This window comes from Pseudomonas sp. AB6, from assembly GCF_034314105.1.
In the GTDB taxonomy this organism is placed as follows: domain Bacteria; phylum Pseudomonadota; class Gammaproteobacteria; order Pseudomonadales; family Pseudomonadaceae; genus Aquipseudomonas.
Map to the genome: position 1 here is coordinate 1349654 of NZ_JAVIWJ010000001.1, position 21598 is coordinate 1371251.

23 protein-coding genes are annotated in these 21598 nt (G+C 53.1%); 14 read left to right on the forward strand and 9 right to left on the reverse strand.

Translation table 11 applies throughout. The annotated features are described in order from the left end of the window. The first annotated feature begins 14 nt into the window (after positions 1 to 14). Positions 15 to 2048, forward strand: a complete 2034-nt coding sequence (locus RGW60_RS06630) for a phage tail tip lysozyme (RefSeq protein ID WP_322203227.1) — start codon at positions 15 to 17, stop codon at positions 2046 to 2048. Continuing rightward, positions 2045 to 3475, forward strand: coding sequence for a DNA circularization protein (locus RGW60_RS06635; RefSeq protein WP_322203229.1), 1431 nt, complete (start codon positions 2045 to 2047; stop codon positions 3473 to 3475). Before RGW60_RS06630 ends, RGW60_RS06635 begins: the two co-directional genes overlap by 4 nt. A gap of 12 nt (positions 3476 to 3487) precedes the next feature. Here RGW60_RS06635 and RGW60_RS06640 read toward each other — a convergent pair whose 3' ends face one another. Continuing rightward, the gene (locus tag RGW60_RS06640) at positions 3488 to 3871 is read right to left on the reverse strand and encodes a hypothetical protein (RefSeq protein WP_322203231.1); all 384 of its coding nucleotides are present in this window, start codon (positions 3869 to 3871) and stop codon (positions 3488 to 3490) included. Positions 3872 to 3894: 23 nt separating this feature from the next. On the opposite strand from RGW60_RS06640, the gene RGW60_RS06645 reads away from it, so the two are divergent. From RGW60_RS06645 to RGW60_RS06655, 3 genes are read left to right on the forward strand one after another with little or no spacing between them, the layout of a single operon-like run. After that, positions 3895 to 4989 (forward strand): phage baseplate assembly protein, encoded by a 1095-nt coding sequence (locus RGW60_RS06645; RefSeq protein ID WP_322203233.1) that lies wholly within the window; start codon positions 3895 to 3897, stop codon positions 4987 to 4989. Further along, the gene (locus RGW60_RS06650; RefSeq protein WP_322203235.1) at positions 4986 to 5558 is read left to right on the forward strand and encodes a phage baseplate assembly protein V; all 573 of its coding nucleotides are present in this window, start codon (positions 4986 to 4988) and stop codon (positions 5556 to 5558) included. The genes RGW60_RS06645 and RGW60_RS06650 overlap by 4 nt, the downstream gene beginning before the upstream one ends. Further along, positions 5555 to 5992, forward strand: a complete 438-nt coding sequence (locus RGW60_RS06655) for a phage GP46 family protein (RefSeq protein WP_322203237.1) — start codon at positions 5555 to 5557, stop codon at positions 5990 to 5992. Before RGW60_RS06650 ends, RGW60_RS06655 begins: the two co-directional genes overlap by 4 nt. Here RGW60_RS06655 and RGW60_RS06660 read toward each other — a convergent pair. Beyond that, the gene (locus RGW60_RS06660) at positions 5989 to 6999 is read right to left on the reverse strand and encodes a hypothetical protein (RefSeq protein ID WP_322203238.1); all 1011 of its coding nucleotides are present in this window, start codon (positions 6997 to 6999) and stop codon (positions 5989 to 5991) included. The two genes, RGW60_RS06655 and RGW60_RS06660, sit on opposite strands and share 4 nt — an antisense overlap. Before the next feature lie 186 nt (positions 7000 to 7185). Here RGW60_RS06660 and RGW60_RS06665 point away from each other — a divergent pair, with 186 nt between their 5' ends. The 7 genes from RGW60_RS06665 to RGW60_RS06695 are packed head-to-tail and all read left to right on the forward strand — an operon-like array spanning position 7186 to position 12327. After that, the gene (locus tag RGW60_RS06665; protein WP_322203240.1) at positions 7186 to 8313 is read left to right on the forward strand and encodes a baseplate J/gp47 family protein; all 1128 of its coding nucleotides are present in this window, start codon (positions 7186 to 7188) and stop codon (positions 8311 to 8313) included. A 7-nt stretch (positions 8314 to 8320) separates the two neighbouring features. Then, positions 8321 to 8917 (forward strand): YmfQ family protein, encoded by a 597-nt coding sequence (locus tag RGW60_RS06670; RefSeq protein WP_322203242.1) that lies wholly within the window; start codon positions 8321 to 8323, stop codon positions 8915 to 8917. Between the two features lie 9 nt (positions 8918 to 8926). Beyond that, positions 8927 to 10276, forward strand: coding sequence for a gp53-like domain-containing protein (locus RGW60_RS06675; protein ID WP_322203244.1), 1350 nt, complete (start codon positions 8927 to 8929; stop codon positions 10274 to 10276). A 10-nt stretch (positions 10277 to 10286) separates the two neighbouring features. Continuing rightward, positions 10287 to 10811: a DUF4376 domain-containing protein gene (locus RGW60_RS06680; protein ID WP_322203246.1), complete on the forward strand. Its 525-nt coding sequence runs from the start codon at positions 10287 to 10289 to the stop codon at positions 10809 to 10811. Beyond that, entirely contained in the window at positions 10808 to 11179 is a 372-nt protein-coding gene (locus RGW60_RS06685) for a DUF1353 domain-containing protein (protein ID WP_322203248.1), read from the forward strand. The genes RGW60_RS06680 and RGW60_RS06685 overlap by 4 nt, the downstream gene beginning before the upstream one ends. Beyond that, a complete protein-coding gene (locus RGW60_RS06690) occupies positions 11180 to 11791 on the forward strand; it encodes a glycoside hydrolase family 19 protein (protein ID WP_322203250.1) in 612 nt (203 codons plus the stop codon). After that, the gene (locus tag RGW60_RS06695; protein WP_322203252.1) at positions 11788 to 12327 is read left to right on the forward strand and encodes a DUF2514 domain-containing protein; all 540 of its coding nucleotides are present in this window, start codon (positions 11788 to 11790) and stop codon (positions 12325 to 12327) included. The genes RGW60_RS06690 and RGW60_RS06695 overlap by 4 nt, the downstream gene beginning before the upstream one ends. A gap of 972 nt (positions 12328 to 13299) precedes the next feature. Here the strand turns inward: RGW60_RS06695 and RGW60_RS06700 are convergent. From RGW60_RS06700 to RGW60_RS06710, 3 genes are all read right to left on the reverse strand, one after another. Beyond that, entirely contained in the window at positions 13300 to 13548 is a 249-nt protein-coding gene (locus RGW60_RS06700; protein WP_407074045.1) for a helix-turn-helix domain-containing protein, read from the reverse strand. 164 nt (positions 13549 to 13712) lie between these two features. Continuing rightward, a complete protein-coding gene (locus tag RGW60_RS06705; RefSeq protein WP_322203256.1) occupies positions 13713 to 14141 on the reverse strand; it encodes a potassium channel family protein in 429 nt (142 codons plus the stop codon). 511 nt (positions 14142 to 14652) lie between these two features. Further along, positions 14653 to 15024, reverse strand: a complete 372-nt coding sequence (locus RGW60_RS06710; protein WP_322203258.1) for a helix-turn-helix transcriptional regulator — start codon at positions 15022 to 15024, stop codon at positions 14653 to 14655. 768 nt (positions 15025 to 15792) lie between these two features. On the opposite strand from RGW60_RS06710, the gene RGW60_RS06715 reads away from it, so the two are divergent. Continuing rightward, the gene (locus RGW60_RS06715) at positions 15793 to 16008 is read left to right on the forward strand and encodes a hypothetical protein (RefSeq protein WP_322203260.1); all 216 of its coding nucleotides are present in this window, start codon (positions 15793 to 15795) and stop codon (positions 16006 to 16008) included. 25 nt (positions 16009 to 16033) lie between these two features. On the opposite strand, the gene RGW60_RS06720 is transcribed toward RGW60_RS06715, so the two are convergent. The 3 genes from RGW60_RS06720 to RGW60_RS06730 form a co-directional block, all read right to left on the reverse strand. Beyond that, on the reverse strand, positions 16034 to 16273 hold the full coding sequence (locus RGW60_RS06720; RefSeq protein ID WP_322203262.1) for a hypothetical protein: 240 nt from the start codon (positions 16271 to 16273) through the stop codon (positions 16034 to 16036). Between the two features lie 97 nt (positions 16274 to 16370). Beyond that, the gene (locus RGW60_RS06725; RefSeq protein WP_407074041.1) at positions 16371 to 19049 is read right to left on the reverse strand and encodes an excinuclease ABC subunit A; all 2679 of its coding nucleotides are present in this window, start codon (positions 19047 to 19049) and stop codon (positions 16371 to 16373) included. A gap of 45 nt (positions 19050 to 19094) precedes the next feature. Next, positions 19095 to 19805 (reverse strand): hypothetical protein, encoded by a 711-nt coding sequence (locus RGW60_RS06730; protein WP_322203264.1) that lies wholly within the window; start codon positions 19803 to 19805, stop codon positions 19095 to 19097. Between the two features lie 299 nt (positions 19806 to 20104). Here RGW60_RS06730 and RGW60_RS06735 point away from each other — a divergent pair, with 299 nt between their 5' ends. Continuing rightward, entirely contained in the window at positions 20105 to 20497 is a 393-nt protein-coding gene (locus tag RGW60_RS06735) for a helix-turn-helix transcriptional regulator (RefSeq protein WP_322203266.1), read from the forward strand. A 19-nt stretch (positions 20498 to 20516) separates the two neighbouring features. Here RGW60_RS06735 and RGW60_RS06740 read toward each other — a convergent pair whose 3' ends face one another. Beyond that, a complete protein-coding gene (locus RGW60_RS06740; RefSeq protein WP_322203268.1) occupies positions 20517 to 21569 on the reverse strand; it encodes a DNA topoisomerase IB in 1053 nt (350 codons plus the stop codon). Between the last annotated feature and the right edge of the window lie 29 nt (positions 21570 to 21598).

Below are 21598 nucleotides of genomic sequence, written 5' to 3' on the forward strand. Positions count from 1 at the left end.
AAGGAGTAGTCACTGTGGCCAACAGCTTCACGATCACGATCAACGCCGTGGATAAAGCTACGGCGACCGTGCGCAAGGTCAACGACGCTATCGGCCGCATGACCCGCCCATTCGAAAACGTGGGCAACTCCTTTAAGAGTCTGGGTCGCGAACTGGGTTTTGAGAAGATCGGCAAGAACCTGGGCAACATTGGTATGCAAGCGGGCAGTGCCGCTCGCAGCATCGGCAACATCGTTGCTCCCATGGCCGCCATTACGGGCCTAGGGTCGGTGGCGGGCGTTGCTGCACTTGCCGACAGCTGGGCCCACCTCGGCCGATCCATCGACAACAGCTCTCGCGGTATCGGCGTCTCGGCGGGACAGCTTCAGGGTTTCCAGGGGGCGGCAAAGCTTCTTGGCATAGATGCCTCGACGACGACCTCGAGCCTCGACGGTTTGGCGACCACGATGCAGGATGCTCAGTGGGGCCGAAATCAAGGCGCGATGGTTATGTTTAGCCAGCTCGGCATAGGTTTAAAGAAAACCAAGGATGGTGCAAAAGACGTGATTGGCGAATTCAAGGCGATTGCTGACGCCATTTCCAAGAAAACCGACCCCCAAGTGCAGGCGCTTATTGCGAACACTTTAGGATTAGGTGCGATGTTGCCGTTTCTGCGGGAGGGATCGGCAGGGATCGAACGCTACGAAGGCATGGTTAAAAGTCTTGGCTATGTGATGGGCGATGACGCGGTAAAGCGCGGCAAAGAATTCTCAATGAGTCTTGCGGGGCTGGGCATCGCTGTCGACGGGGTTAAAAATTCCATCGGCGATGCGTTGATTCCCGCGATGAAGCCGCTGATCGACCAGTTCAGCGTTTGGCTGGCGACCAATCGCGAGTTGATCGCGACCGACGTTGGTGAGTGGGCGAAAGGATTTGCGACTTGGATCAACAGTATCAACTGGACGAAGGTCGGCGAGGGCATCGTTAAGTTTGGCGAAGGCATCGGCAAGGTCGTTGACTGGATGGGTGGGTGGCAGAACGCCGCTCTCCTGGTAGCTGGCGTAATGAACGCTGGACTGATTGTCAGCGTAGCTTCACTCGGTGGAAGCTTGTTGACGGCGGGCATCGGAATTGTGGCTTTCACCGGTCTTTTGAGCGGCTGGAAGGTCGCCGCTCTTGAGGCGGGCGCCGCTACCGACGCTGCCGCAGTATCAGGCGGCGGCCTGCTGGGCGCCATCGGTGCGGGTATTTCTACTATCGCAGCCGGACTCTTATCGCTGCTTTACTCCCCCTCGCTGAACACGGGGGAGGATAAAGAAATTGCGCGTATTCGACAGGCTCAAGGTTTGCCGCCAGCGGTCCCACAAACAGCTGACCAAGCTTCCCACGAAACAGCTGTATCCGGTGCTTGGAAAAAGCTGCAGGGCACTGACAAAGATCAATCGACCCTTGCGATGGATTATTTCAAGTCTGTAGGGTGGACGCCGCAACAAGCGGCGGGAATCGTCGGCAACGGCATAGCCGAAAGCAACCTTGATCCAAAAGCAACGGGTGATTGGAAAGTAACCGGGCCAGAGGCCAGAGGCATCTTTCAGTTGCACGCCGATCGGCAAAAGGATTTTAAGGACTGGGCCGGTTTCAAAATCACTGATGATCGAGCAGATAGTCTGAAGCAGTATGAGTTTGCCAACTACGAGTTAACCAAAGGTAAGGAAGCTAAGGCGGGGAGGGCCCTGAGAAGAACTGCCGACGCAGAATCGGCAGGCGAAGTAGGTTCGCGAAAATGGTTGAGGCCGGGGCTTTTAGAAGAAGATAAGGCCCGCGAGGCTATTTCACGCGGGGCGCTGGCCAATCAGTTAGATTTACCGCCGCTCTCGGCCGCGCCAGCCGGGCCATATACCAAGCCTGCCGATGCTGGTGAGCAAGGTAGCGGCGGCAGCAACGGCACCGTGAAAGTCGAAATTGAACACAAGAACATGCCGGAAGGAACAAAGGTCAACGTTAAAACTGAAGGCAACGTTCAGGCGTCTAGCCGTATTGCATATTCTGGAGTGGGGTCTATCGCATGAGTTTGTTATCGGATCTTATTCAAATTGCCGGTGACTCCAATCGCACTTGGGCCCAATCACTAAATCAGGCGTCGTTCCGTGGTGTTCCATTTGCGGTGTATGGCGGCGAGGCCCGATTCGGGCGCCGCCAGGCCGTGCATGAATACCCTGGAGCGGACAAGCCCTATATAGAAGACATGGGCCGCTCGACGCGCCGCATTCGTATGACCGGGTTTCTGGTAACAGACAGTGCTATCTACGGGGGCGGCAATGTGCTGGCGCAACGTGACGCATTAGTTGCGGCAGCGGAAAAACAGGGGCCTGGCGCTTTAATGCACCCGACGCTTGGCGCACTTAAAGTCAGCCTCATGGACCAGGGGCTGTCAGTAATCGAGCGCTGGGACATGGGGCGCTACTTCGAAATCAGTTTCATATTCATTGAATCGGGCAATCGTTATTTCCCCAGCATCAAAACGTCTACCGGCAGCCTGCTAGATAAGTTGGCTGCTGCCCTGGGCCTGTCCTCGGTATTGGACTTCGCACGCAAGGTGATTGGAGGCGTAACGGCCGTACTGAATGTTGTCGAGGGCGTCATAAAGTTCGGCAAAGCTATTGTTAGCATGGTGTTTGGCGTGATTGGTGCTTTCAAAGCGCTGGTTGGCCGTATCACCCGCGACGTACGCAGCATCACCAGCTTGGGCGGTCTTTTAACTGGGAATTACGGTCGATATGCGAATGGAAACGTAAGCAGCGCGCTAATAGCGAGTAAAACAGCACGGAACAGCAGCGCAACTATGGCTGACTTGATCGCGAAGAACACAGCTAATCGCGCCGCCGTCGATAGCGCGATGAGCACTCTGGTTAATGCCGCATCAAATCTCGATGTGAGTAGCGCGGCGACTTTTACCAGTGCGGTCCAAGCGGTTATGAGTGCACTCGCTGCGGGTATCGCTGACCCTGGTGACGCCATTGTTTTACTCGGCCCCTTGGCGACTTTTTCTCCGGCAGCATTTACCGGGGGCGGGGCTATTGGCGCAGCGTCAGCAATCGCTCAAAACGCAACGGCAGCATTACTGCGCAGAACAGCATTAGCGGAAATTGGAAAAGTAGTGGCTGCCTATGTACCCACCTCATACGACCAAGCTATCAGCACAATGACGGCCGTTACGGCTTTCATTGATGCCGAGATATTGGTTGCGGGCGATGCCGGTGATGACGATAGCTACAGTGCGTTGATTGCATTGCGACAAGGCATTGTAAGCGCCCTGACCACAACCGGCGCCACGCTGCCAAATCTTGAAACGTTCACCTTCAATGCGCCGATATCGGCGCTGGTGATGGCGAACAGGCTTTACCAAGACCCAAGTCGAGCAGATGAGTTAATTCAGCAGGCAAACCCGGTTCATCCAGCATTTATGCCGACTTCGTTGAAGGCCTTGGCAACTTAATACTCGCCAAGGTCATTTGGCCGGCACAACGTCTGACTGCATCATCCATTCAATATCGTGAGGCATGGACGGGTTGTTGATCATCGGGATTGACACCTGAACAAGTTGTTGGGGACCTGCTGGAATTTGCCAAGTGTACCGCTTGATAACATCAAACTTCACGGTCGGAGAAATTGGCGAGCAACCACCCTGAGTCATGATTTTTAACAGATTGGGGTTGGCGGGGTCGTGGAGTATGTAGTCGGACGCTTCGGGCACTGCCGCCATATCTGAACAAGCAAGCGCCTCGCTACTTTTGGAATGATACAGCCCCGTTTCTTGCCCGCTATTGGCGTGGGCGCTCACAGCTACGGCAAATAAAATCCCTGCACAGCTAAAAGATATTAATAATTTCATCTTTATCCTCGGTGGTGTGGTGTATGTCTGAAGATCTAACCGTAACTATTGGAACAACGGCGATTACGGGCTGGACAGATATTCGTGTCACTCGCGGAATTGAGCGAGTGCCAAGTGATTTTAGTATTGGCATGACAGAATTACATCCTGGTGAGCTAGCAGAAATCGGTATCGAGCCAGGATCTGCGTGCGCAGTTAAGCTCGGGGATAATCTGGTTGTCACGGGTTATATAGATCACTTCATCCCAAGCTTTGGTCCCAGCGATCATTCCATTCGGTTGTCGGGTCGCTCAAAGTGTGCAGATCTGGTGGATTGTGCTGCGGAGTGGCCGGGCGGCCAGATCAGCAACTCCAATGTTCTCGGAATCGCCCAGAAACTAGCCTCGGTTTATGGCCCTCTTGTCGATGGAAAGGCAGACGGGATTCAAGTCACTGCCAGCTTGAGCTACGACAAGTTGCCGATACTCCCGCAGATCAACGTCATGCTCGGAGAATCTGCTTTCGAGATTATTGACCGCGTAGCCAGGAGCTCAGCCGTCTTAGCGTATGACTTGCCAGATGGCGGTCTATTTTTATCTGAGGTGGGCGTCGAAACCGCAGCCAGTGGCTTCGCCGAGGGCGTGAACGTTCAAAGTGCTTATATTGATTACTCGGCAAATCTTAGATATTCGGAATACGACGCCTATATTCAATCCGTACAAGCTTTTATGGATTTGGGCGACGGCGGCAATCTTATTGCTTCGGTATCCGACCCTAACTGTAAGCGGCACCGGAAAATGGTGATTATTTCCGAGGGCGGAGGCATGGGGAACGAAACCGCTGCTCTGCGCGCACACTGGGAAGCCGCCCGCAGAGCGGGAAGATCGTTGGTAGTGCGGCTCGTTACAGACGGTTGGCGAGATCAGTCGGACGCCTTATGGGAGCCCAACACATTGGTTCCGGTCTCATTGCCGAGACTTAACCTGAATAGTGTGCACTTGCTGATCACGGAAGTTACATTTTTGCGGTCTCCGGGAAGGGGTACTACAGCGGAAATAACACTGATGCCGCCCGAGGCGTTCAAACCACAACCTATAAATTTGACGCCGTTTTTTGGCGACGTCCAAGGGCATCCATGAATGACGCTCAAGGAATTATGGAACGGCTATGGCGACGTGTTCAGTTAATGTCTAGCTGGGGTCGAGTGACATTTAGTGACGACTCTAAGTCGGCACAAATACTCCAGATAAAACTAAATAATTCTGAAACCCGCGACGACACGCCGCGCATCGCTGAGTTCGGCCTTACTTCGGTGCCGCCGAACGGCTCCGATGTACTAGTGGCATTTCTCGGTGGCGATCGATCAAAAGGTGTCGTGATCGCAACCGGGCATCAGGCAAGCCGTCCGCTGGGATTAGCCGCTGGCGAAACCATGCTGTATGACCTTCAAGGTAAAAGCGTCTACCTCACCGCAGCTCATGGCATTGTCATTGAGGCGAGGGGCGCACCGGTCACGGTCAACAATGCGACCACTGTAACCATCAATGCTGCTAATTCGGTGGTGATGAATACCCCGCTGCTTCATGTCACCGGCGACATCCATGCCGATGGCAATGTCAGCGACAACGTTCGCAGCATGGCTGGCGACCGAACGATTTATAACGGCCATATCCACGGGAGCGGCCCAGTGCCGACACAACAACAATGAGCGATATCAGTACCGTTTGGAACGTCGATACCGGGATGGGCGACTGGTCCGTTAGCGGTGGCGCGCTTGCAAGCGGCGATGATCTGGAGACGGCCGTGTTGATCAGCGTATTTTCTGATCGATTAGCCGGTGACGATGATGTCCTGCCAGACGGCAGCACAGATCGACGCGGTTTCTGGGGCGATGACGATGTTCCGCTCGGGTCGAAGCTCTGGTTGCTTGATCGCTCTCGCCTCACTACAGATGTCGCCAACACTGCCAAAATTTATATTGAAGAATCTTTGAAGTGGATTATTGACGACGGAGTTGCCAGCAGCGTGAAAGTAACCATGTCCATAGCGCCGCCCAGGACTTTGGGGGCGCTGGTCGTCATTACGCGCGGTGATGGAACTGTAGTCAGTCTCAGCTTTAGCAGGCTATGGCAGCAAAGTTAACTTGCTTTATAGCTTGTCAAGTCGGTCTCCATAATGTGGAAGTATCCAGAAAGTATATAATCTGACCCATCTTCTGCCTTTACGTGTATTTCTAATAAGGCTTCTTGTTGCTGCCCGGCAGGGACGACAAATGATTCATGGCCAACGACTACTATGCTACTCGCCTGTTTTTTATCTAAAATGTCAATGCATTCATTCTCTAGTGATAATTTAAAGGCGTAATCTGGGTAATGCCTGATGGAATCATTTATTTCCGCTGTTACAAGCCTGTCCGTGCATGCCCACTTTCCTGATAGTGCGCGCTTTTCAATGTCGCTTTTTGTAGAGGTCGATTTTATTTTAGTAGATGGGTCGGTTATTAAATTGCTCTGATCAAATGCATCAGAGTCGCTAGAAGCCACCGGGGAGTACATTGCTGCAACTGGTGGGCTTTTACTATTAGGCTCATACATTTGAGAGAGATGTATTCCATAGGTTGGGCCATAGAGAGACCCATACTTGGATACGCTGCCCTCTTGATACAGTGGGCCGCCTAAGCCCTTTAATATTTTTGAAAACTCGCCGCTAAAATAAACCGGATCACCTTCCTTGAAATTCGCCACCTCTTTAAAAATTACAGAGGTCGAAGGGATGTTATCTTGCTTGTAAGTAACGCCTTTAGTTGATTCTAATTCGATACTTACGAAGTCGCCACTTGATGAGGCCATGATACGCACGACTTTCCCGTGCCAGCCATCAATCTTGAAACCGAATGATTTCCAAAATGAACTCTGCTGCTCGTTAGCATCGTTGAATATCTTGTTTTGAATTAATTCATTCTTTGCGTTTTTGTATTCATCTGATTTACCAGATCGAATTGATTCGAATTGGTATTGATTTGCTGGCTCGTCGATTACTACCTGATCCGCTTCTGATCCGTGATGGAAAAAAGCATAAATGGTTAATGCTACGACAATTGCTATTAGCCCCTGAACAGAACCTTTTCCTGTTTGCGTATCGCGCTTCATTTCTTCTTCCTGAAAAAACCGCCAGTGTAGATGAGCTGGTGGTTTGAGTGCTAAAGCTATTTCACTGCTTGCGTCTCGATTGGACAGGGCGGCTATTTAGATCAGGTCCGCTACATAGATGCGCCGCTAAAAACTCAACCAGACCTCGCGTTTGCGGGGTTTTTTATTGTTCGGAGTTTACCCACCATGCCATTTCCAAGGCCCAAGCTCTCGGACCTGCGGGCACAGGTCGCCGCTGATATCACCTCGGGGCTGCCATCTGCCGACGGGCTCCTTCGGTTTTCCAACCTGCAAATCACGGGTAAAGCTGTGGCCGGAATGGCCCACCTAAATTTCGGATATCTAGACTGGATCGCGAAACAAGGGGTGCCATTCACGTCGTCCGGTGAGTTTTTGTTTGCGTGGGCAGCGATGAAAAAGATTTTTCAAAATCCCGCTCAGGCTGCGGTCTTGACGGTGTCTCTCCCTGGCACCCCAGGCACCCCGCTCAATATCAACACCTCGCTTTCACGTAGCGATTCGACCACTTACACCGTTCTTGCAACAGTGACGGTTGGCGTAAGCGGATTCGCAGTCGTCCAGGCGCGAGCAGATGTGCCGGGTACTGCGGGAAATGCGGCCCCAGGTACGTTGATGAGCTTGGGAATATCAATTCCAGGCATTCAATCGAGCGGTACTGTAACCGGAACTGTCACCACCGGTGATGATCAGGAGACCGAGAAATCTGTTTTCAACCGAATGATGGCGGCTTATCAAAGCACGCCGAACGGCGGATCGTTCAACGACTATGTGAACTGGGCGCTTGCGGTTCCGGGCGTTACGCGGGCGTGGTGCACACCCAATGGATTCGGCACGGGCACGGTCGTGGTGTTCGTGATGCTCGACAATGCCAATGCGCCCTATCAGGGATTTCCGCAAGGGACGAACGGAATTTCAGTAAGCGACAACCGCGCCACATCCGGAAATCTCGCGACCGGTGATCAGCTTGTAGTGGCCAACAGTATTTTTCCACTGCAGCCCGTGACCGCTATGGTCTATATCTGCGCAGCACTGCCTAATCCGACTAATTTCACCATTACCGGGCTCACTAACGCATCTACGATAACGCGGGCAGCCATCGCCGCTGCAATCACCGAGATTTTTGTAGAGCAGGGCGTGCCGAAATCGGACGGCTCGATTTCCGCGCTATCCGATATAGATTCCGCAATTGCAGCAATCGCGTCGACTAGCGGATTTGTAATCACCTCCCCGGTGGCAAACATCCCCAACATAGCTGGCTACTTACCCACACTGGGCGTGATTACTTTCCCGTGAGGTTGCAATGTCGAAATATGCATTTTCTAGTGCTGACTTTGCCTCGGCGCTGCTGGGCTTGTTGCCTCGCGGCCGCGCATGGTCAAAAGAACTAACGAGCGTTCAAGCTCAAGCTGTTTCCTGCTACGCGCCAACGTTTCAAAGGCTTAGCACGGCCGCAGTAAGTCTGCTCACGGATATGTTTCCCTTAACTACCGTTAACTTTCTGACTGAGTGGGAAACGACACTTGGTTTGCCAGATCCCTGCGCAGGGGTCGCCCCCACATTTCAGGGTCGACGCAACCAGGTAGTAGCGCGATTCACTAACTCGGGAGGGCAGTCTATTGCCTTCTTCTTGGCCTACGCGCTTGGCCTGGGCTACGCCGTGACTGTCACGCAGTACGCGCCTTTCCGGTGCGGGCAAAGTGCTTGCGGCCAACAGCTGGGCAATGTCGACTGGTTTTTCACCTGGGCAATTAACTGCCGACTTAACACCGTTAATTATTTTCGCGCCGGGCAATCGGCCGCCGGCGAGCCTCTGTCGTCGTGGGGGAACAAGGTGCTCGAGTGCGAATTATCTGAAGCCAAACCGGCACACACCATTTTGCAGTTCCATTATTCGTGAGGCTTTTAGATGTATCAAATTGATAATACGTCGGCTATACCGACAATCCCTGCGAGTACTGCGGCGGGCACTGCCGGATTCTTCACGGACGGTAATCCGGCCACGGGAATTCTTGCGACCATTGTTCCTGCCGAATACATGAACATGCTGATGCTCGAAATGCTCGGCGTGCTCAGTGCGGCTGGCATGACCCCGTCGAAAACGAACTTCACTCAGCTTGCTACTGCAATTCGCGCTGTAAACAAGCAGGCAACAATCCTGACTGATACTGGCACGGCCGGCGCGTATTCGGCGATCAACACGCCCGCACTTACCGCTCCTCCATCAACTGGCTATGTCCAGTGGATAAACATTGCCCACCTCAATCCCGGCGCCTCGACGTATTCGCCGGACGGCTTGGCCCCGAAGCCTATTTATGGCGTCGGACTTCAAGCGCTTCAAGGTAACGAGTTGCCCGTAGGCTTGGCCTGTCTTCGCTATCTGGTGCAGGCAAGCGTCAATGGCGGCAACGGCGCCTGGATTGTGACCGAGGCGTTCGGTGGCGGTCTTCAAATCGCACCGGGTGTCAATTCGGCGCATGCGGCGACCGTGGCCCAGCTGCAAGCGGGCTATGGCTCGTTTGCACTGGATACCGGTGTGGCAAATGCCTATGTCTGCAATTTTTTGCCGGCGCTGACGGCACGCCTCGAAGGTGTTCCGCTGCGCTTCAAGGCCAAGACCACTAACACCACGGCCTGTACCGTCAATGACGGTATTGGTGTGACGCCGCTGGTAGGAGGCGCTCACGTCGGGCTTCAAGGCGGAGAAATTGTTGCCAATGGCGACGGCTGGATGGCGTGGAATTCATCGGTTGGGGGCGGCTCCTACGTTCTCCTGCTTTGCACTGGCGCTCCGGAGCAAGTAGCAAATGGGACAAAAAGCCAGCAGGCCGTCGCTGTTGGCCAGGTTCCTACGGAAACAATCGGCGGTGCCGCGCTGATCGCAACGCAGGCACTGACCAATGCTGGCGTTGATGATGCAACCGTGGTTACCCCGAAAAAGCTTCGTGCCGGGTTTTCTATGTTGCTCGCCGTAAATGGCTACATCGCACTTCCAAGCTGGATGGGCGGTGTTATTTTCCAATGGGGACTTTCCGCCGCTATCGGAGAAACAAGCCTCGCGATCACATTGCCCCTAACGTTTCCGAACGCCCACCTCGCTGCGATCTGCTCAATCAACAGCACGACCGTTACTGCTCAGGGCAGCTATTCGGCTTACTGCCAGCCAACCTCGACTTCGGTTATTACCGTAGCAAACGACATAAACGTGACATCTGGCGCAGTCAGTCAAACGATTCGCTGGTTCTCTGTGGGATATTGAAGGGAAAAATATGAGCATCAAATATTTATTGTTCGGGTCGGACGGTCAGATCGCTCAGCGCCTGGTCGACTCAATCAACGAAATCCCGAAAGGCGCCATCAAGGTTACGGATGACGTGTGGCTGGCAACGGCAAATGAAACAGATGGCATTTGGATGCTTGGTGCTGATGGCACGATCTCGAAGTCTCCTCGCCCGGTGGACGCTCCCGACTATCCAGCGCTGTTCGCCTCCGAGCGATTTACGCACGAAACAGCAGGTATAACCGTCAACGGCATGGCGGTCTACACCGACCGCACTACTCAAAACAAGCTGACAGGCGCTGCGGTGCGTGCGGGCCGGGAGGCAAACTACACTGTTAACTGGAAGCTTTCGGACAATACCTTCGTGAACCTGACGTCCACCCAGTTGATTGCGATTGCTAATGCTGTCGGTGATCACGTTCAAGCCTGTTACGACCGTGAGGCTGCTTTGCTCGCCGCCGTGGCCGACAAGTCGTACACCGAAGCGATGCTTCAAGAAGGCTGGCCGACATGAGCAAGTTCCTTACTACGCTCAAGACTGAGCAGGTGGGCAAGTGGAATCACACTCTGCTCGCCGATTTAACGCTGATGGACGACGTGGAAGGACCAATTCTCGCGGAGACCGGCTTCTCGACAAACTTCGCCAGTATCGCTGTTCTGCACAACGTCTTCCTGTTCGTGTTCTTCGCGCTAGTCGCGGGATACGGCAACTACTCGGCAACGATTCACGACAAGCTCTACACGGATGCAAAGCTGTCCCGCAAGCGTTGCGATGACGTGCTGTACCGGGCACTGCGTGCTGAAGGCGTAGCGAAGTGGCGGGCATGGTTGTTCTGGGCTGGCGTACGTCTTGGCGGTGCCAGCCATTACGGAGTCAAATAGATGCCGATTACACAGCAGCAGTTGCTGCATATCCTCCCGAACGCCGGCCCAGTTGCCGGCGTTTTTGTATCTGCATTAAACACGGCGATGGGTAAGTACCAGATCATCACGCCGTTACGGATCGCGGCGTTTCTCGCGCAGGCCGGGCATGAGTCGGGACAGCTTCTCCATCTAGTGGAAAACCTGAACTACGGGGCGCCGGGGTTGGTTGCGACGTGGCCAACGCGGTTCACCCCTTCGCTTGCTGCTCAAGTCGAGCGTCAGCCGGAGCAGATCGCGAACATCGTGTATGCGTCGCGCATGGGTAATGGCCCGACCGCAAGCGGTGATGGTTGGCGATTTAAGGGTCGAGGGCTGTTCCAGGTAACCGGCTGGACGAATTACCAATCGTGCGGCTCGGCGCTGGCGCTGGACCTGCTTACTCACCCCGAGTTGCTTGAACAGCCAATCTATGCGGCGCTATCGGCGGCGTGGTACTGGGCGAGCAATGGCCTGAACACGCTGGCAGATGCCGAACAGTTCACGCAGATTACGCAAAAAATCAACGGCGGCCAGGTCGGTGCCGCTGACCGGGTTGCTCTCTATAACACTGCGATGGGGGTTCTTGCATGACATCAATCTACGCAAAGATTGGCGGCTACGTGCTGGCCATCATTTTGGTGTTTGGTGCGCTGTATGGCGCCTATCGCCACGGCGAAACCCTCGCAAACTCTGAATGGCAGGCTAAGTGGGATGCCGAGGTCGCCACGCAGGCGCTGGCCAAGGCGAAAGCCGAAGAAGACGCTCGCGCTATCGAGCTCAGTCGAATCAACAATAACCAGCAGGTGCAAGCTCATGCGATTCAATCAAACGTTGCTGAAAAAACTGATCATGCTGCCAATGTTAGCGTTGTTGGCAGCGTGCAGCTCGCAACCACAAAACTGGCAGCCGACCCAAGTAGCTGCACCGGCCATCCCGCCGCTGCCGCTAGAAGCCCGACAACCAATCATGCCGCAATGGTGCTCTCCGACCTGCTCACGCGCGCTGACAAGCGAGCAGCAGAGTTGGCTTCCTTTGCTGACCGTTCCCGAATAGCGGGTCTGGCTTGCGAGGCGTCTTATGAAGGGCTGACGGTGAATCAGGGCTCACCTCAAAAAGCACAAAATTGAGGTGAAAATCCGTTTAACGAATAATGGCGCCGACAGCGCCTACATTCGTGGTCGTAAAAATTAACATGCCCTCGTTTTATGTAGAAAAAACAGAATAGGCACGCTACTCGGAGCGTTCTCCGCAATCTGGATTTCGCGGCGAATCTCTCCGTTATTGCTGATTCGGGTTGCCGGTTGACAAATCTGGTGAAAATAGGAATTTGGTTGACATGACCTTTGTCAACCAGTTGCTGCTAATCCAAGGATTTGTCAACCAAAGGTCGCTGCTGATTCGCCGATCTGTCAACCTGCCAAAACTGTCAACCTGCGCAAAATCGCAGGTTTGTGGTCTGACGACAAAATCGGCGCGGAATATTCCGGAAATTATTCCGGGCGCTACTGAGGGATTATGTTCGTTCGGCAGACGCTGGGAAGGGCTTTTTCTGCACCGCAATCGATCTGGACCCCTTATAAACAAAGGGCTGCAAGCTAGGTGGATTTAATCGATTGGGTTGCAGAAAAAAGCATAAGCTATTGATACGCAAGATAAAGTTAACGGACTTAAAATCCCTCGTTCGTAAGGACGTGCCGGTTCGACCCCGGCTTCGGGCACCATATAAATCAAGGGCTTGCATGAATAATCTCATGCAGGCCCTTGTTGTTTTTGTTCCGCAATTATTGAAAGTGCCGCAATCGTTCATTTCGTCGGAGCGACTTTCGGTCCTCTTGCGCGAATGCCTAGTTGCCTGCGGCTTTATAGCGAGCCAGCAAAAGTCTGATTTGAGCATGGATATTCTTTGCCATGTTCGAAGAGGAGTTGGTCACAGGCCGATACTAACTCCAGCACCCATTACCAATGGTTAGGCGGGTAAAAGAATGTTGGCTAGCGCATAACACCCCTGATTAAATTGAACCCGCTTATCAACCAAACACCCGCGGAAAACGCATGGTGATGTTAGCTGTTGAGGGAAAGCATTGCTAATAGACTGCAAGTCATGGCACATAGCGGAACACATCAGGACGCAAGGATGCGATGTGCAGCAAAGACCTGGCAGCACCAGAAGGGGAGCGACGGCCTTGTTCCCATTCCTGAAGTGTCCGCACAGAGACGCCCAAAAGCTCAGCAAACCTAGGCTGTGAAAGCCCTGTCTTGCTACGAGTTTCAGCAGCCTCGGTAACCGTCACCCAGTGAACCTGTTGATTCATTTTTTTCACGATTTTGCGCAGGATACGCGCTGGGATGTTTTCGGTAGCACGCTCTCTTCGGGTAAATAGGCAGGGCACAGCTTCTTAAAAATGGTGACTCAATAATCGTATGCATGTGCCCGGATGTACGTCTTTAAGGTATCGCCTACAAAGCTAGTACGTAGAAGATAAAGCTCGCAGCCTTTATCATTCCGACCCATTCAGCGCTCCGGCTTCCAATATTTTTGCATCTCCAGAAACAAAAATGACGCTGTCCAAGTAATCAACATGAGCCCCGTCAAAGCTTCCAGCCCGGTGAGAAATTTCATATGACCCACGGGATGAATGTCGCCGAAGCCAATGGTGGTGAACGTGGTGAAAGAAAAGTATGCACAATCGAGTAGGCTGCCGTCGAATTGACCCTGCAGACCACCCCAATCGCCAAATTGAATGATCAGATAATAAGTTAGTGCAAAGCACCAAACTTCCAGGGCATGGGCCATCATAGCGCCGAGAACACCCAATACGATTCGAAAACGATGGCGTCCGGTGAGCGTCGATAACAGTAAGTTCATCCGCAACAGGCATTCATAATGGATCATCACAGCCGTGATGATTACAACCAAATTGACCAGGGTTACCGCAATCATACAGTGCACATCCTCAGCTAACTGCGCGCTGGCCCCCAGCCACATAGGGCTCACACGCTTTCTATAAATAAACGCTCGGTGTTGCCAATAATTGAACAGCTGCAGCAAAAACTGAGGCAATGGATACGAACAACGAGCCAGTGTAGGTGTAATCATACTTTATGCATGGGGGCCCGCCCACTAAGGGTCGATGTATAAGCTACCGCGGCCAACCCAATGAAATGCTGCTAAAAAGCCTAATCCCAAGATGCCGGGAATACCAAGGGTGATGAATTTGCAAGATTCGGCGGCAGAGAGGGTATCGGGCTTTTTCCTTGATCAGCACCCCGCATATAGGCACCTCGCCAAGAGTCAGCATAGTTCGAACCGTCTTCTGTTCAAGTCAAACCAACGCCAATTTGTCTGACTCAGCTGATACAAACCTGCGTTGCGTTTGCCTGGTAATCAATCAGTACCCAAGCAAGTGTCGGTTCCTTTCTTGGCGGAGCCTGTCAGGCGAACTAATAGGTAATCACTCCCTCACACTCGGTTGTGATTTAGGAGATGATGTCAAAAATCCCGCGATGGTGGTTGTTAAATGACTGAGAGCGTCTTGATCTTGGCGCTGAAGCAATCTAAAACCAATGAGTACTGACTCTTCTTCCTGGCTCAGATCATAGGAGCAGGGCGGGGTGACTTTGCCCGTTAGAACGAACAGTATGTCGACACCCGTCCCGGCAACCGCTACGAAATACTCGGATTTTGGATAGCGAGTCTCGTTTTCGTAGTTACTTTGTGCGTTAGTCGCGACGCCTCCGAGCTTCCCGAATACTTTTTGTGAAAACCCTAAACGCACACGCTCATTTCTAAGCCGCAGGCCAATCCCCCTTTTCTCGCTATTCATTAGGCATCCCCGGCTCTTTCTGTTCCCGAAGCACATTTTTCTTCTGGGGTGGGTGGGCAGTCCATATTTCTATGTGTCTATTAACTGTAGTCATCCCAAGCAAGCCTGTTATCAGATATTACGCATATCCTCTACATGGATCTGGTTCATGTACAGCTTTTTATTGTTTATGTATAAGTTTTAAATATGTGCATCCGTATGGGTGTTTTATCTTAATAAAATCATCTGTATGGATATTGTTCCGCCTCGAAAATTGTTGCCGGTACATGATCTAAAGCAATACGCTCACCGAGATTCAAGGCATCGCAACTCATCAAAAGAAAGAAAACTGCAATAAAATATATAGATGAATATCGAATCAAATAGGAGTCGTTGCAAACGAATTCGTCTGAGTAGAAATGGCATGTGATTACATTGTTTGGGAAGGCTATAGTATCAACGGACCTCTGGATCACGTGTGTAGTTTTAAGGGTAGCGATCAATTATTTGTTGACGATTTAAAATCGGAACGCGTACCTCAAATATGGTCGCATTCACGGAATATCGCTCAGGAAGACGGTGTCATAAATTGAGTTATAGGCGCCGAGGAGTACTGGGATTTCGAGCCCACTGCAGCGGATGCAGTAGAGCTCCAGTGGCAGGTTGCAATATTTATGTTTGCCTAAGCGCGGAATCGCCCGGTAAGCGTTGCGCGCTGAATCGAACCAACAGATCATTAGCCCTCTAAGTTCCAGGATATTTACTTCAATAATCCTTTGTGAGGTGTATATGGATATCGGTCCGAAATCCAAAGATAAGGCTCCGTCTCACGCGCCGTCAGTTTCGGCGCCAGACCCGGATGTAGTTGATGCGATTATCGATAAACCAGATCGGGCGATCGATACTTTTATTGATGATGAAACTCCTCCCCCGCAGGACTGGAAACATCCCGATGATGGCAAAAGCCTTTCTGATCAGGATGTCGAGTGGCCACTTAAGCCCTGAGGCAAGCCCTGAGGCGTAGTTCCTGCTATTTCTTCCGGGCGGCGGCTTCTGCGGCCAAACATTCCAAGGCGAATTGCTCGGGGTAAGTCATCTCGATTGGAGTAGTCACGCCTTTCACAGTGCGCGAGCCGTCAAGGATATAGCGAATTCGACGATCGGTAACGCCGATGCGTTTTGCGATCCAGCCGGGTGTCTGACCGATGCGCGTGACGAGCTTGTCGGCGTAGTCGGTTGAAGGGTTATAAAGCTCTGCGTTAGGGGTCATAGGACTACCAGATAAAAGTTAAGCTGAGTTGCAGTGAAGAACGGGCGACACAGTGCGGGAATCATCGAACAGTGTCGCCTAATTTTTTAAAGCAGCATTACTGCCCCGACAATACCTTGGCTAAAAACGGTGCGGTGCGGCTGGCTTTGACGTCTGCAACTGTTTCTGGTGTACCACAGGCAACCAATTTGCCACCTTGATCGCCCGCTCCGGGGCCGATGTCGATGACCCAGTCGCTTTGCGCAACGACCCGCATCTCATGCTCGACAACAATGACCGTATGGCCCAAATCAACCAGACTGTTGAGTTGGCTGAGCAAGCGGTCAACGTCGCACGGGTGCAGGCCAGTGGTCGGTTCATCGAGAACATAAAGCGTGGCCCCACGTGGAACTCGTTGCAGTTCGGTCGCCAGTTTAATCCGTTGCGCTTCGCCGCCGGAAAGTTCTGTGGCCGGTTGGCCGAGCCTCAAATAGCCCAGGCCAATGTCACGCAGTGCCGTCAGCGAACGCAGTACGCTCTGGTGTTTGGCAAAAACCGTCACCGCTTCCTCCACGGTTAACTGCAGCACTTGCGCGATATTCAATCCCTGCCATGTAATTTGCAGGGTGTCCTGGTTGTAGCGGGCGCCATGACAGGTCGGGCAGGGCGCATAGACGCTTGCCATAAACAACAATTCCACACTGACAAGCCCTTCCCCCTCGCACGCTGGGCAGCGCCCTTTGGCGACGTTAAAAGAAAACTGTCCCGCGTCGTAGTGTTTGTCTTTTGCTTCGGGTGTTGCCGCGTACAGCTTGCGGACACTATCAAACAGCCCGGTATAGGTCGCCAGGTTCGAGCGTGGGGTGCGGCCGATTGGTTTTTGATCGACCTGAACCAGTCGCCGGATGTTTTGCGCCCCGGCCGTCACCTGGCCGCTGCAGATTTGCGCAGTGTCGTCTTCCAGGCTGGGTTCCTCCTGTTCTACATCGGCTATGGTGCGGCCCAGATGAGTGCCCATCAATTCAAGCAATGCGAGACTGACCAAACTCGATTTGCCAGAACCGGAAATCCCGGTGACGGCGGTGAAGCAACCCAAGGGAAACGCTGCCGAGAGATGGCTCAAGTTATTTCGAGTTATGCCCTCAAGTCGAAGCCAGCCTTTGGCTTGGCGGCGGAGCTGATGCAGGGGCGCATGTTTTGCAAACACGTGTGGACGCGTCTGCGATGCTTGGACATGGGCCAGCCCGGCGGGCGGTCCACTGTAGAGTACTTGGCCTCCGTGTTCTCCTGCTGCGGGGCCGACGTCCACCAGCCAGTCGGCGCGGCGCATGGTCTCGATGTCATGTTCGACCACAAACAACGAGTTGCCGGCTGCTTTTAGCCGCTGTAACGCGCCGAATAAAGCTTCACCGTCAGCCGGGTGCAAACCGGCTGAGGGTTCATCCAGCACGTAGATGACCCCAAACAGCTGAGAGCTTAGCTGTGTCGCCAAGCGTAAACGTTGAAGCTCGCCGGACGAAAGGGTTGGGGTACTACGCTCCAGCGCCAGATAGCCAAGGCCCAGGTCGGTCAGGGTGCCAACCCTTATGAGTAAGTCTTGGGCGATACGCTGTGCTGCCAAGCGCTTTTCCACGGAAAGATTGGGTGTGTGCCGAACATCTGGCGCGGCCTCGTGCGCCGAACCGCCGCTGCCCACACGTTGTTTGCGTGCAGCCTGGGTCTGAGCTTTGCTCAATATATTGTTGTCAAAATGATCTTGAGCGAAGGTGTTAGCCGCCACCGGGCGTAAGATATCGGCCAAGCGCAGCAAGGGCATCTGCGACAGTTCGCCTATGTCATAGCCTGCAAACGTGACCGACAACGCTTCGCGGGTCAGGCGCTTGCCGGAACACAGCAGGCATTGGCTGCCGATCATGAAACGCGCCACCCGTTTTTTCATCAGCGCACTTTGTGAGTGGCTAAACGTGTGTAGCACGTGGCGCCGAGCACCGGTGAACGTCCCTTGATAACTCGGTTCGAGTTTGCGTTTCAAGGCCTGTTGGGTCGCTGATGGCGAGAGCCCGGCATACACCGGAACGGTGGGGGTCTGCTCGGTAAATAAAATCCAGTCGCGCTGCTTTTTCGGCAAGTCGCGCCAAGGGACATCAACGTCATAACCAAGCGTGACCAAGATGTCGCGCAAGTTTTGCCCTTGCCATGCAGTCGGCCAGGCCGCTACCGCGCGCTGGCGAATGGTCAGCGTATCGTCCGGCACCATGGTCTGCTCAGTGACCTCATACACCCGGCCCAAACCATGGCATTCGGGACAGGCGCCTTGGGGCGTGTTCGGCGAAAAGTCTTCGGCGTAGAGCATCGGCTGCCCATTCGGATAACTGCCAGCTCGGGAATAAAGCATCCGTACCAAACTCGACAGGGTAGTCACGCTGCCCACCGACGAGCGTGTGCTGGGCGTACCCCGTTGTTGTTGAAGTGCGACAGCAGGGGGCAAGCCTTCGATAGAATCCACATCGGGTACGCCAACTTGATCAATCAAGCGTCGCGCATAAGGTGCCACCGACTCGAAATAACGCCGCTGGGCCTCGGCATATAAAGTGGAAAACGCCAGGGATGATTTGCCTGAGCCCGAGACCCCGGTAAATACCACCAGCGCATTGCGCGGGATATCCACATCCACGTTCTTTAGGTTATGTTCCCGCGCACCACGTACCCGGACGAAGCCTGAGTTATTGAGTGACGCACTGTCTAAAGCCATGGCTGAGAAGGTTTGATCGTCAGTGGGGTCACGCTGAGAAGTCATGATCGAGCCTTAAACAAATGATGTAAGTACTTAAAGGCGACGAATCTATGACGTTATGCGCCGAAAGCCAACTACCCAGACCCATGGATTCTCCTCCCAGGACTCCGCTCCGTTAAGGCTCTGCCAAAAAACCGCAAACGCGATCACAGGAGTCGTACTAATTCCTGCATTGGGCGGCGGTAAATGATTGGCGAAGTAACCATGCGTGCCGTTGTGCAGCGCCGTAAAACCTTCAGCGATAGCCTGTTCGTCGGTAATGTCCCGCAGCCGCTCCTTGTGCACATAAGTGATCTCAAGTGATATACGCGAGGCCCGGCGCGGCATGAACACGTTGGATCGCCGCCACCAACCCGGACGCGGGTCGGATCTCGACGTTTTGAGGTAATCAGCAGGTTGGGCGTATTGGTAGTTCATCCCGCTGCTCAAAGTAGTGTCGAGAAAACGCCATTCTTCCCGATTAACACCTCGATTAAACCTAGCCTCCCATCGACCGTACGCGTAAAACGTTTCCTTTAACCAAAGCACATCGCCTTGCCGCCCGTAGGGGCACCTTTCTGTGGAATGTAAAAGGCGTGCAGGCAACGACTCGATAGTTGCTTCGGCCATTTCAGCGCCTAGGCTAAGTGTCGGCTGGGTAGAGCGCGGTGATACTGATGAGGCCGACTCAACTTGTTTGACGATTCGGCGCGTTACTGTCTTTTTGCCGTGAAGTATCGCAGTCACCATAGGGGCGCTGAAAATAATGGGTCGTTCCATCGATGGAGTTCCTCAACAGTTATTAAGTGTTCCTGATGCACGGTCGATTGATCCCCTCATTGAAGAAATGTTCAATAAGTCTGATGGCCGTAGTTGAAAGTGTGGGCGGGCGCGGCATGTTCGAATTGGATTCATTTTGCAAATATGTCAACCATCAAATGAATAGAGGTGGCGCATATCGTCGGTGAAAAGAGCCCGCGCTCCGACCAACAGTCGATTTTATGAAGCTGAGGACGTTTAAATTGTGAGTTTTTTTTGAGAGACTTTGGCGGTCAATGACCGTTTAGGTAGTCAGAGAAATGAACGAGATAGGTGCAAGACTCAGGCAGGAGCGCAAGCGGCTGGGGTATTCACAACGAGAAATGGGTTTTCTTGGTGGTGTTGCGGCTAACGCGCAGGGCAAATATGAAAGCGGTGAGCGGGTTCCGAAGGCGGATTACCTGGCAGCGCTGGCGAGCGAAGGATTGGATGTTCTTTATGTATTAACCGATCAGCGAAGTGCCGTGAGTACTGTTGATAACCTGCTGAAACAGGTGGCCCGAGTTGATGAGCCCGATGCAGTATTTAAAGAAGTTAAACATGCGGTGCGTCATCTACTGCTGCGGATCGAAGAACTCTCTAGTACCTACGTTCAGCCTGAAGCACCTGTCCGTGCGTTGCATGATCGTGCGGTTGAGAGGGTGAGTGAGTAGTTACGCTTTGCCCCTGTATTTAATCAGCATCTTTAGCCACTGCGGCCGCCTTCGTGGCTAGCGCCTGGAGGAAAGTTGCCAGTGCGACTTCTTCCTGTCGCAGACCTTTGCGTTGTCGAGAGCGAGGCAGTTTCGCCAGATCACCTAGCAGGAAACCTTCAAGTACTGCGGGATGGATGTAGCAACGCCGACAAACCGCCGGGGTGTTGCCCAACTGCCGTGCAACTTCCTTGACCATGTCGACTATGTGTTTTTTCGCATTCGCTTCTGACTCCCATTTCAGCTTACGCAACGTGGTCAGTGCCAAGGCGCTACCGGCCCAGGTTCGGTAATCCTTAGCGGTAAAATCGGCACCTGTGAGGCTTTGCAGATAAGTATTAATGTCCGATGAGCTCACCGAATGGCGTTCGCCGTCGTCATCAAGGTACTGAAACAAATTCTGCCCTGGCAATTCCATACAGCGTTTAATGATGCGCGCCAAACGCCGATCCCTGATGCTGATTTGGTGCTCGACACCACTTTTGCCGCGAAATTGAAAAAGAATTGCACTGCCTTTGATTTCCACATGCTTATTACGCAGCGTCGTTAAACCGTAAGACCGATTGTCTCGAGCGTACTGGCTATTGCCAATGCGAATCAGCGTAGCGTCAAGTAATGAAATAACAGTCGCCATTACCTTGTCTCGGCCCATACCTGGGGCATTGAGTTGCGCTTCCAGCTGCTTGCGGACCTTGGGCAGAGCCATTCCGAACTCGATCATCCTAGAGTATTTGTTCTCGTCGCGGATCTCTCGCCAGCGCGGATGATAGCGGTACTGTTTCCGGCCCCGTGCGTCACGTCCGGTTGCTTGCAAGTGTCCTTGGGGATCGGCGCAAATCCATACATCGGTGTAGGCCGGAGGGATCACCAGCGCATTGATCCGTTTGATTTCTGATTCATTCCGGATGCGCTCACCGCCGGTGTCGAAGTATGTAAATTTTCCGCGCAAAATTTTTCGACTGAACCCGACTTGAGTATCGTCGACATAGTGCAAGTCACAAGGCAGTTGGGTGATGTCGGTCGAGGCAGGCATGGCGAACTCCTTCGAACAGGTATCACCAT

Excerpts from the sequence above, each read along its gene's own strand:
- RGW60_RS06635 (WP_322203229.1), top strand. The coding sequence starts at position 2,045 with ATGAGTTTGTTATCGGATCTTATTCAAATTGCCGGTGACTCCAATCGC.
- RGW60_RS06640 (WP_322203231.1), bottom strand. The coding sequence starts at position 3,871 with ATGAAATTATTAATATCTTTTAGCTGTGCAGGGATTTTATTTGCCGTA.
- RGW60_RS06645 (WP_322203233.1), top strand. The coding sequence starts at position 3,895 with ATGTCTGAAGATCTAACCGTAACTATTGGAACAACGGCGATTACGGGC.
- RGW60_RS06650 (WP_322203235.1), top strand. The coding sequence starts at position 4,986 with ATGAATGACGCTCAAGGAATTATGGAACGGCTATGGCGACGTGTTCAG.
- RGW60_RS06655 (WP_322203237.1), top strand. The coding sequence starts at position 5,555 with ATGAGCGATATCAGTACCGTTTGGAACGTCGATACCGGGATGGGCGAC.
- RGW60_RS06660 (WP_322203238.1), bottom strand. The coding sequence starts at position 6,999 with ATGAAGCGCGATACGCAAACAGGAAAAGGTTCTGTTCAGGGGCTAATA.
- RGW60_RS06665 (WP_322203240.1), top strand. The coding sequence starts at position 7,186 with ATGCCATTTCCAAGGCCCAAGCTCTCGGACCTGCGGGCACAGGTCGCC.
- RGW60_RS06670 (WP_322203242.1), top strand. The coding sequence starts at position 8,321 with ATGTCGAAATATGCATTTTCTAGTGCTGACTTTGCCTCGGCGCTGCTG.
- RGW60_RS06675 (WP_322203244.1), top strand. The coding sequence starts at position 8,927 with ATGTATCAAATTGATAATACGTCGGCTATACCGACAATCCCTGCGAGT.
- RGW60_RS06680 (WP_322203246.1), top strand. The coding sequence starts at position 10,287 with ATGAGCATCAAATATTTATTGTTCGGGTCGGACGGTCAGATCGCTCAG.
- RGW60_RS06685 (WP_322203248.1), top strand. The coding sequence starts at position 10,808 with ATGAGCAAGTTCCTTACTACGCTCAAGACTGAGCAGGTGGGCAAGTGG.
- RGW60_RS06690 (WP_322203250.1), top strand. The coding sequence starts at position 11,180 with ATGCCGATTACACAGCAGCAGTTGCTGCATATCCTCCCGAACGCCGGC.
- RGW60_RS06695 (WP_322203252.1), top strand. The coding sequence starts at position 11,788 with ATGACATCAATCTACGCAAAGATTGGCGGCTACGTGCTGGCCATCATT.
- RGW60_RS06705 (WP_322203256.1), bottom strand. The coding sequence starts at position 14,141 with ATGATTGCGGTAACCCTGGTCAATTTGGTTGTAATCATCACGGCTGTG.
- RGW60_RS06710 (WP_322203258.1), bottom strand. The coding sequence starts at position 15,024 with ATGAATAGCGAGAAAAGGGGGATTGGCCTGCGGCTTAGAAATGAGCGT.
- RGW60_RS06715 (WP_322203260.1), top strand. The coding sequence starts at position 15,793 with ATGGATATCGGTCCGAAATCCAAAGATAAGGCTCCGTCTCACGCGCCG.
- RGW60_RS06720 (WP_322203262.1), bottom strand. The coding sequence starts at position 16,273 with ATGACCCCTAACGCAGAGCTTTATAACCCTTCAACCGACTACGCCGAC.
- RGW60_RS06725 (WP_407074041.1), bottom strand. The coding sequence starts at position 19,049 with ATGACTTCTCAGCGTGACCCCACTGACGATCAAACCTTCTCAGCCATG.
- RGW60_RS06730 (WP_322203264.1), bottom strand. The coding sequence starts at position 19,805 with ATGGAACGACCCATTATTTTCAGCGCCCCTATGGTGACTGCGATACTT.
- RGW60_RS06735 (WP_322203266.1), top strand. The coding sequence starts at position 20,105 with ATGAACGAGATAGGTGCAAGACTCAGGCAGGAGCGCAAGCGGCTGGGG.
- RGW60_RS06740 (WP_322203268.1), bottom strand. The coding sequence starts at position 21,569 with ATGCCTGCCTCGACCGACATCACCCAACTGCCTTGTGACTTGCACTAT.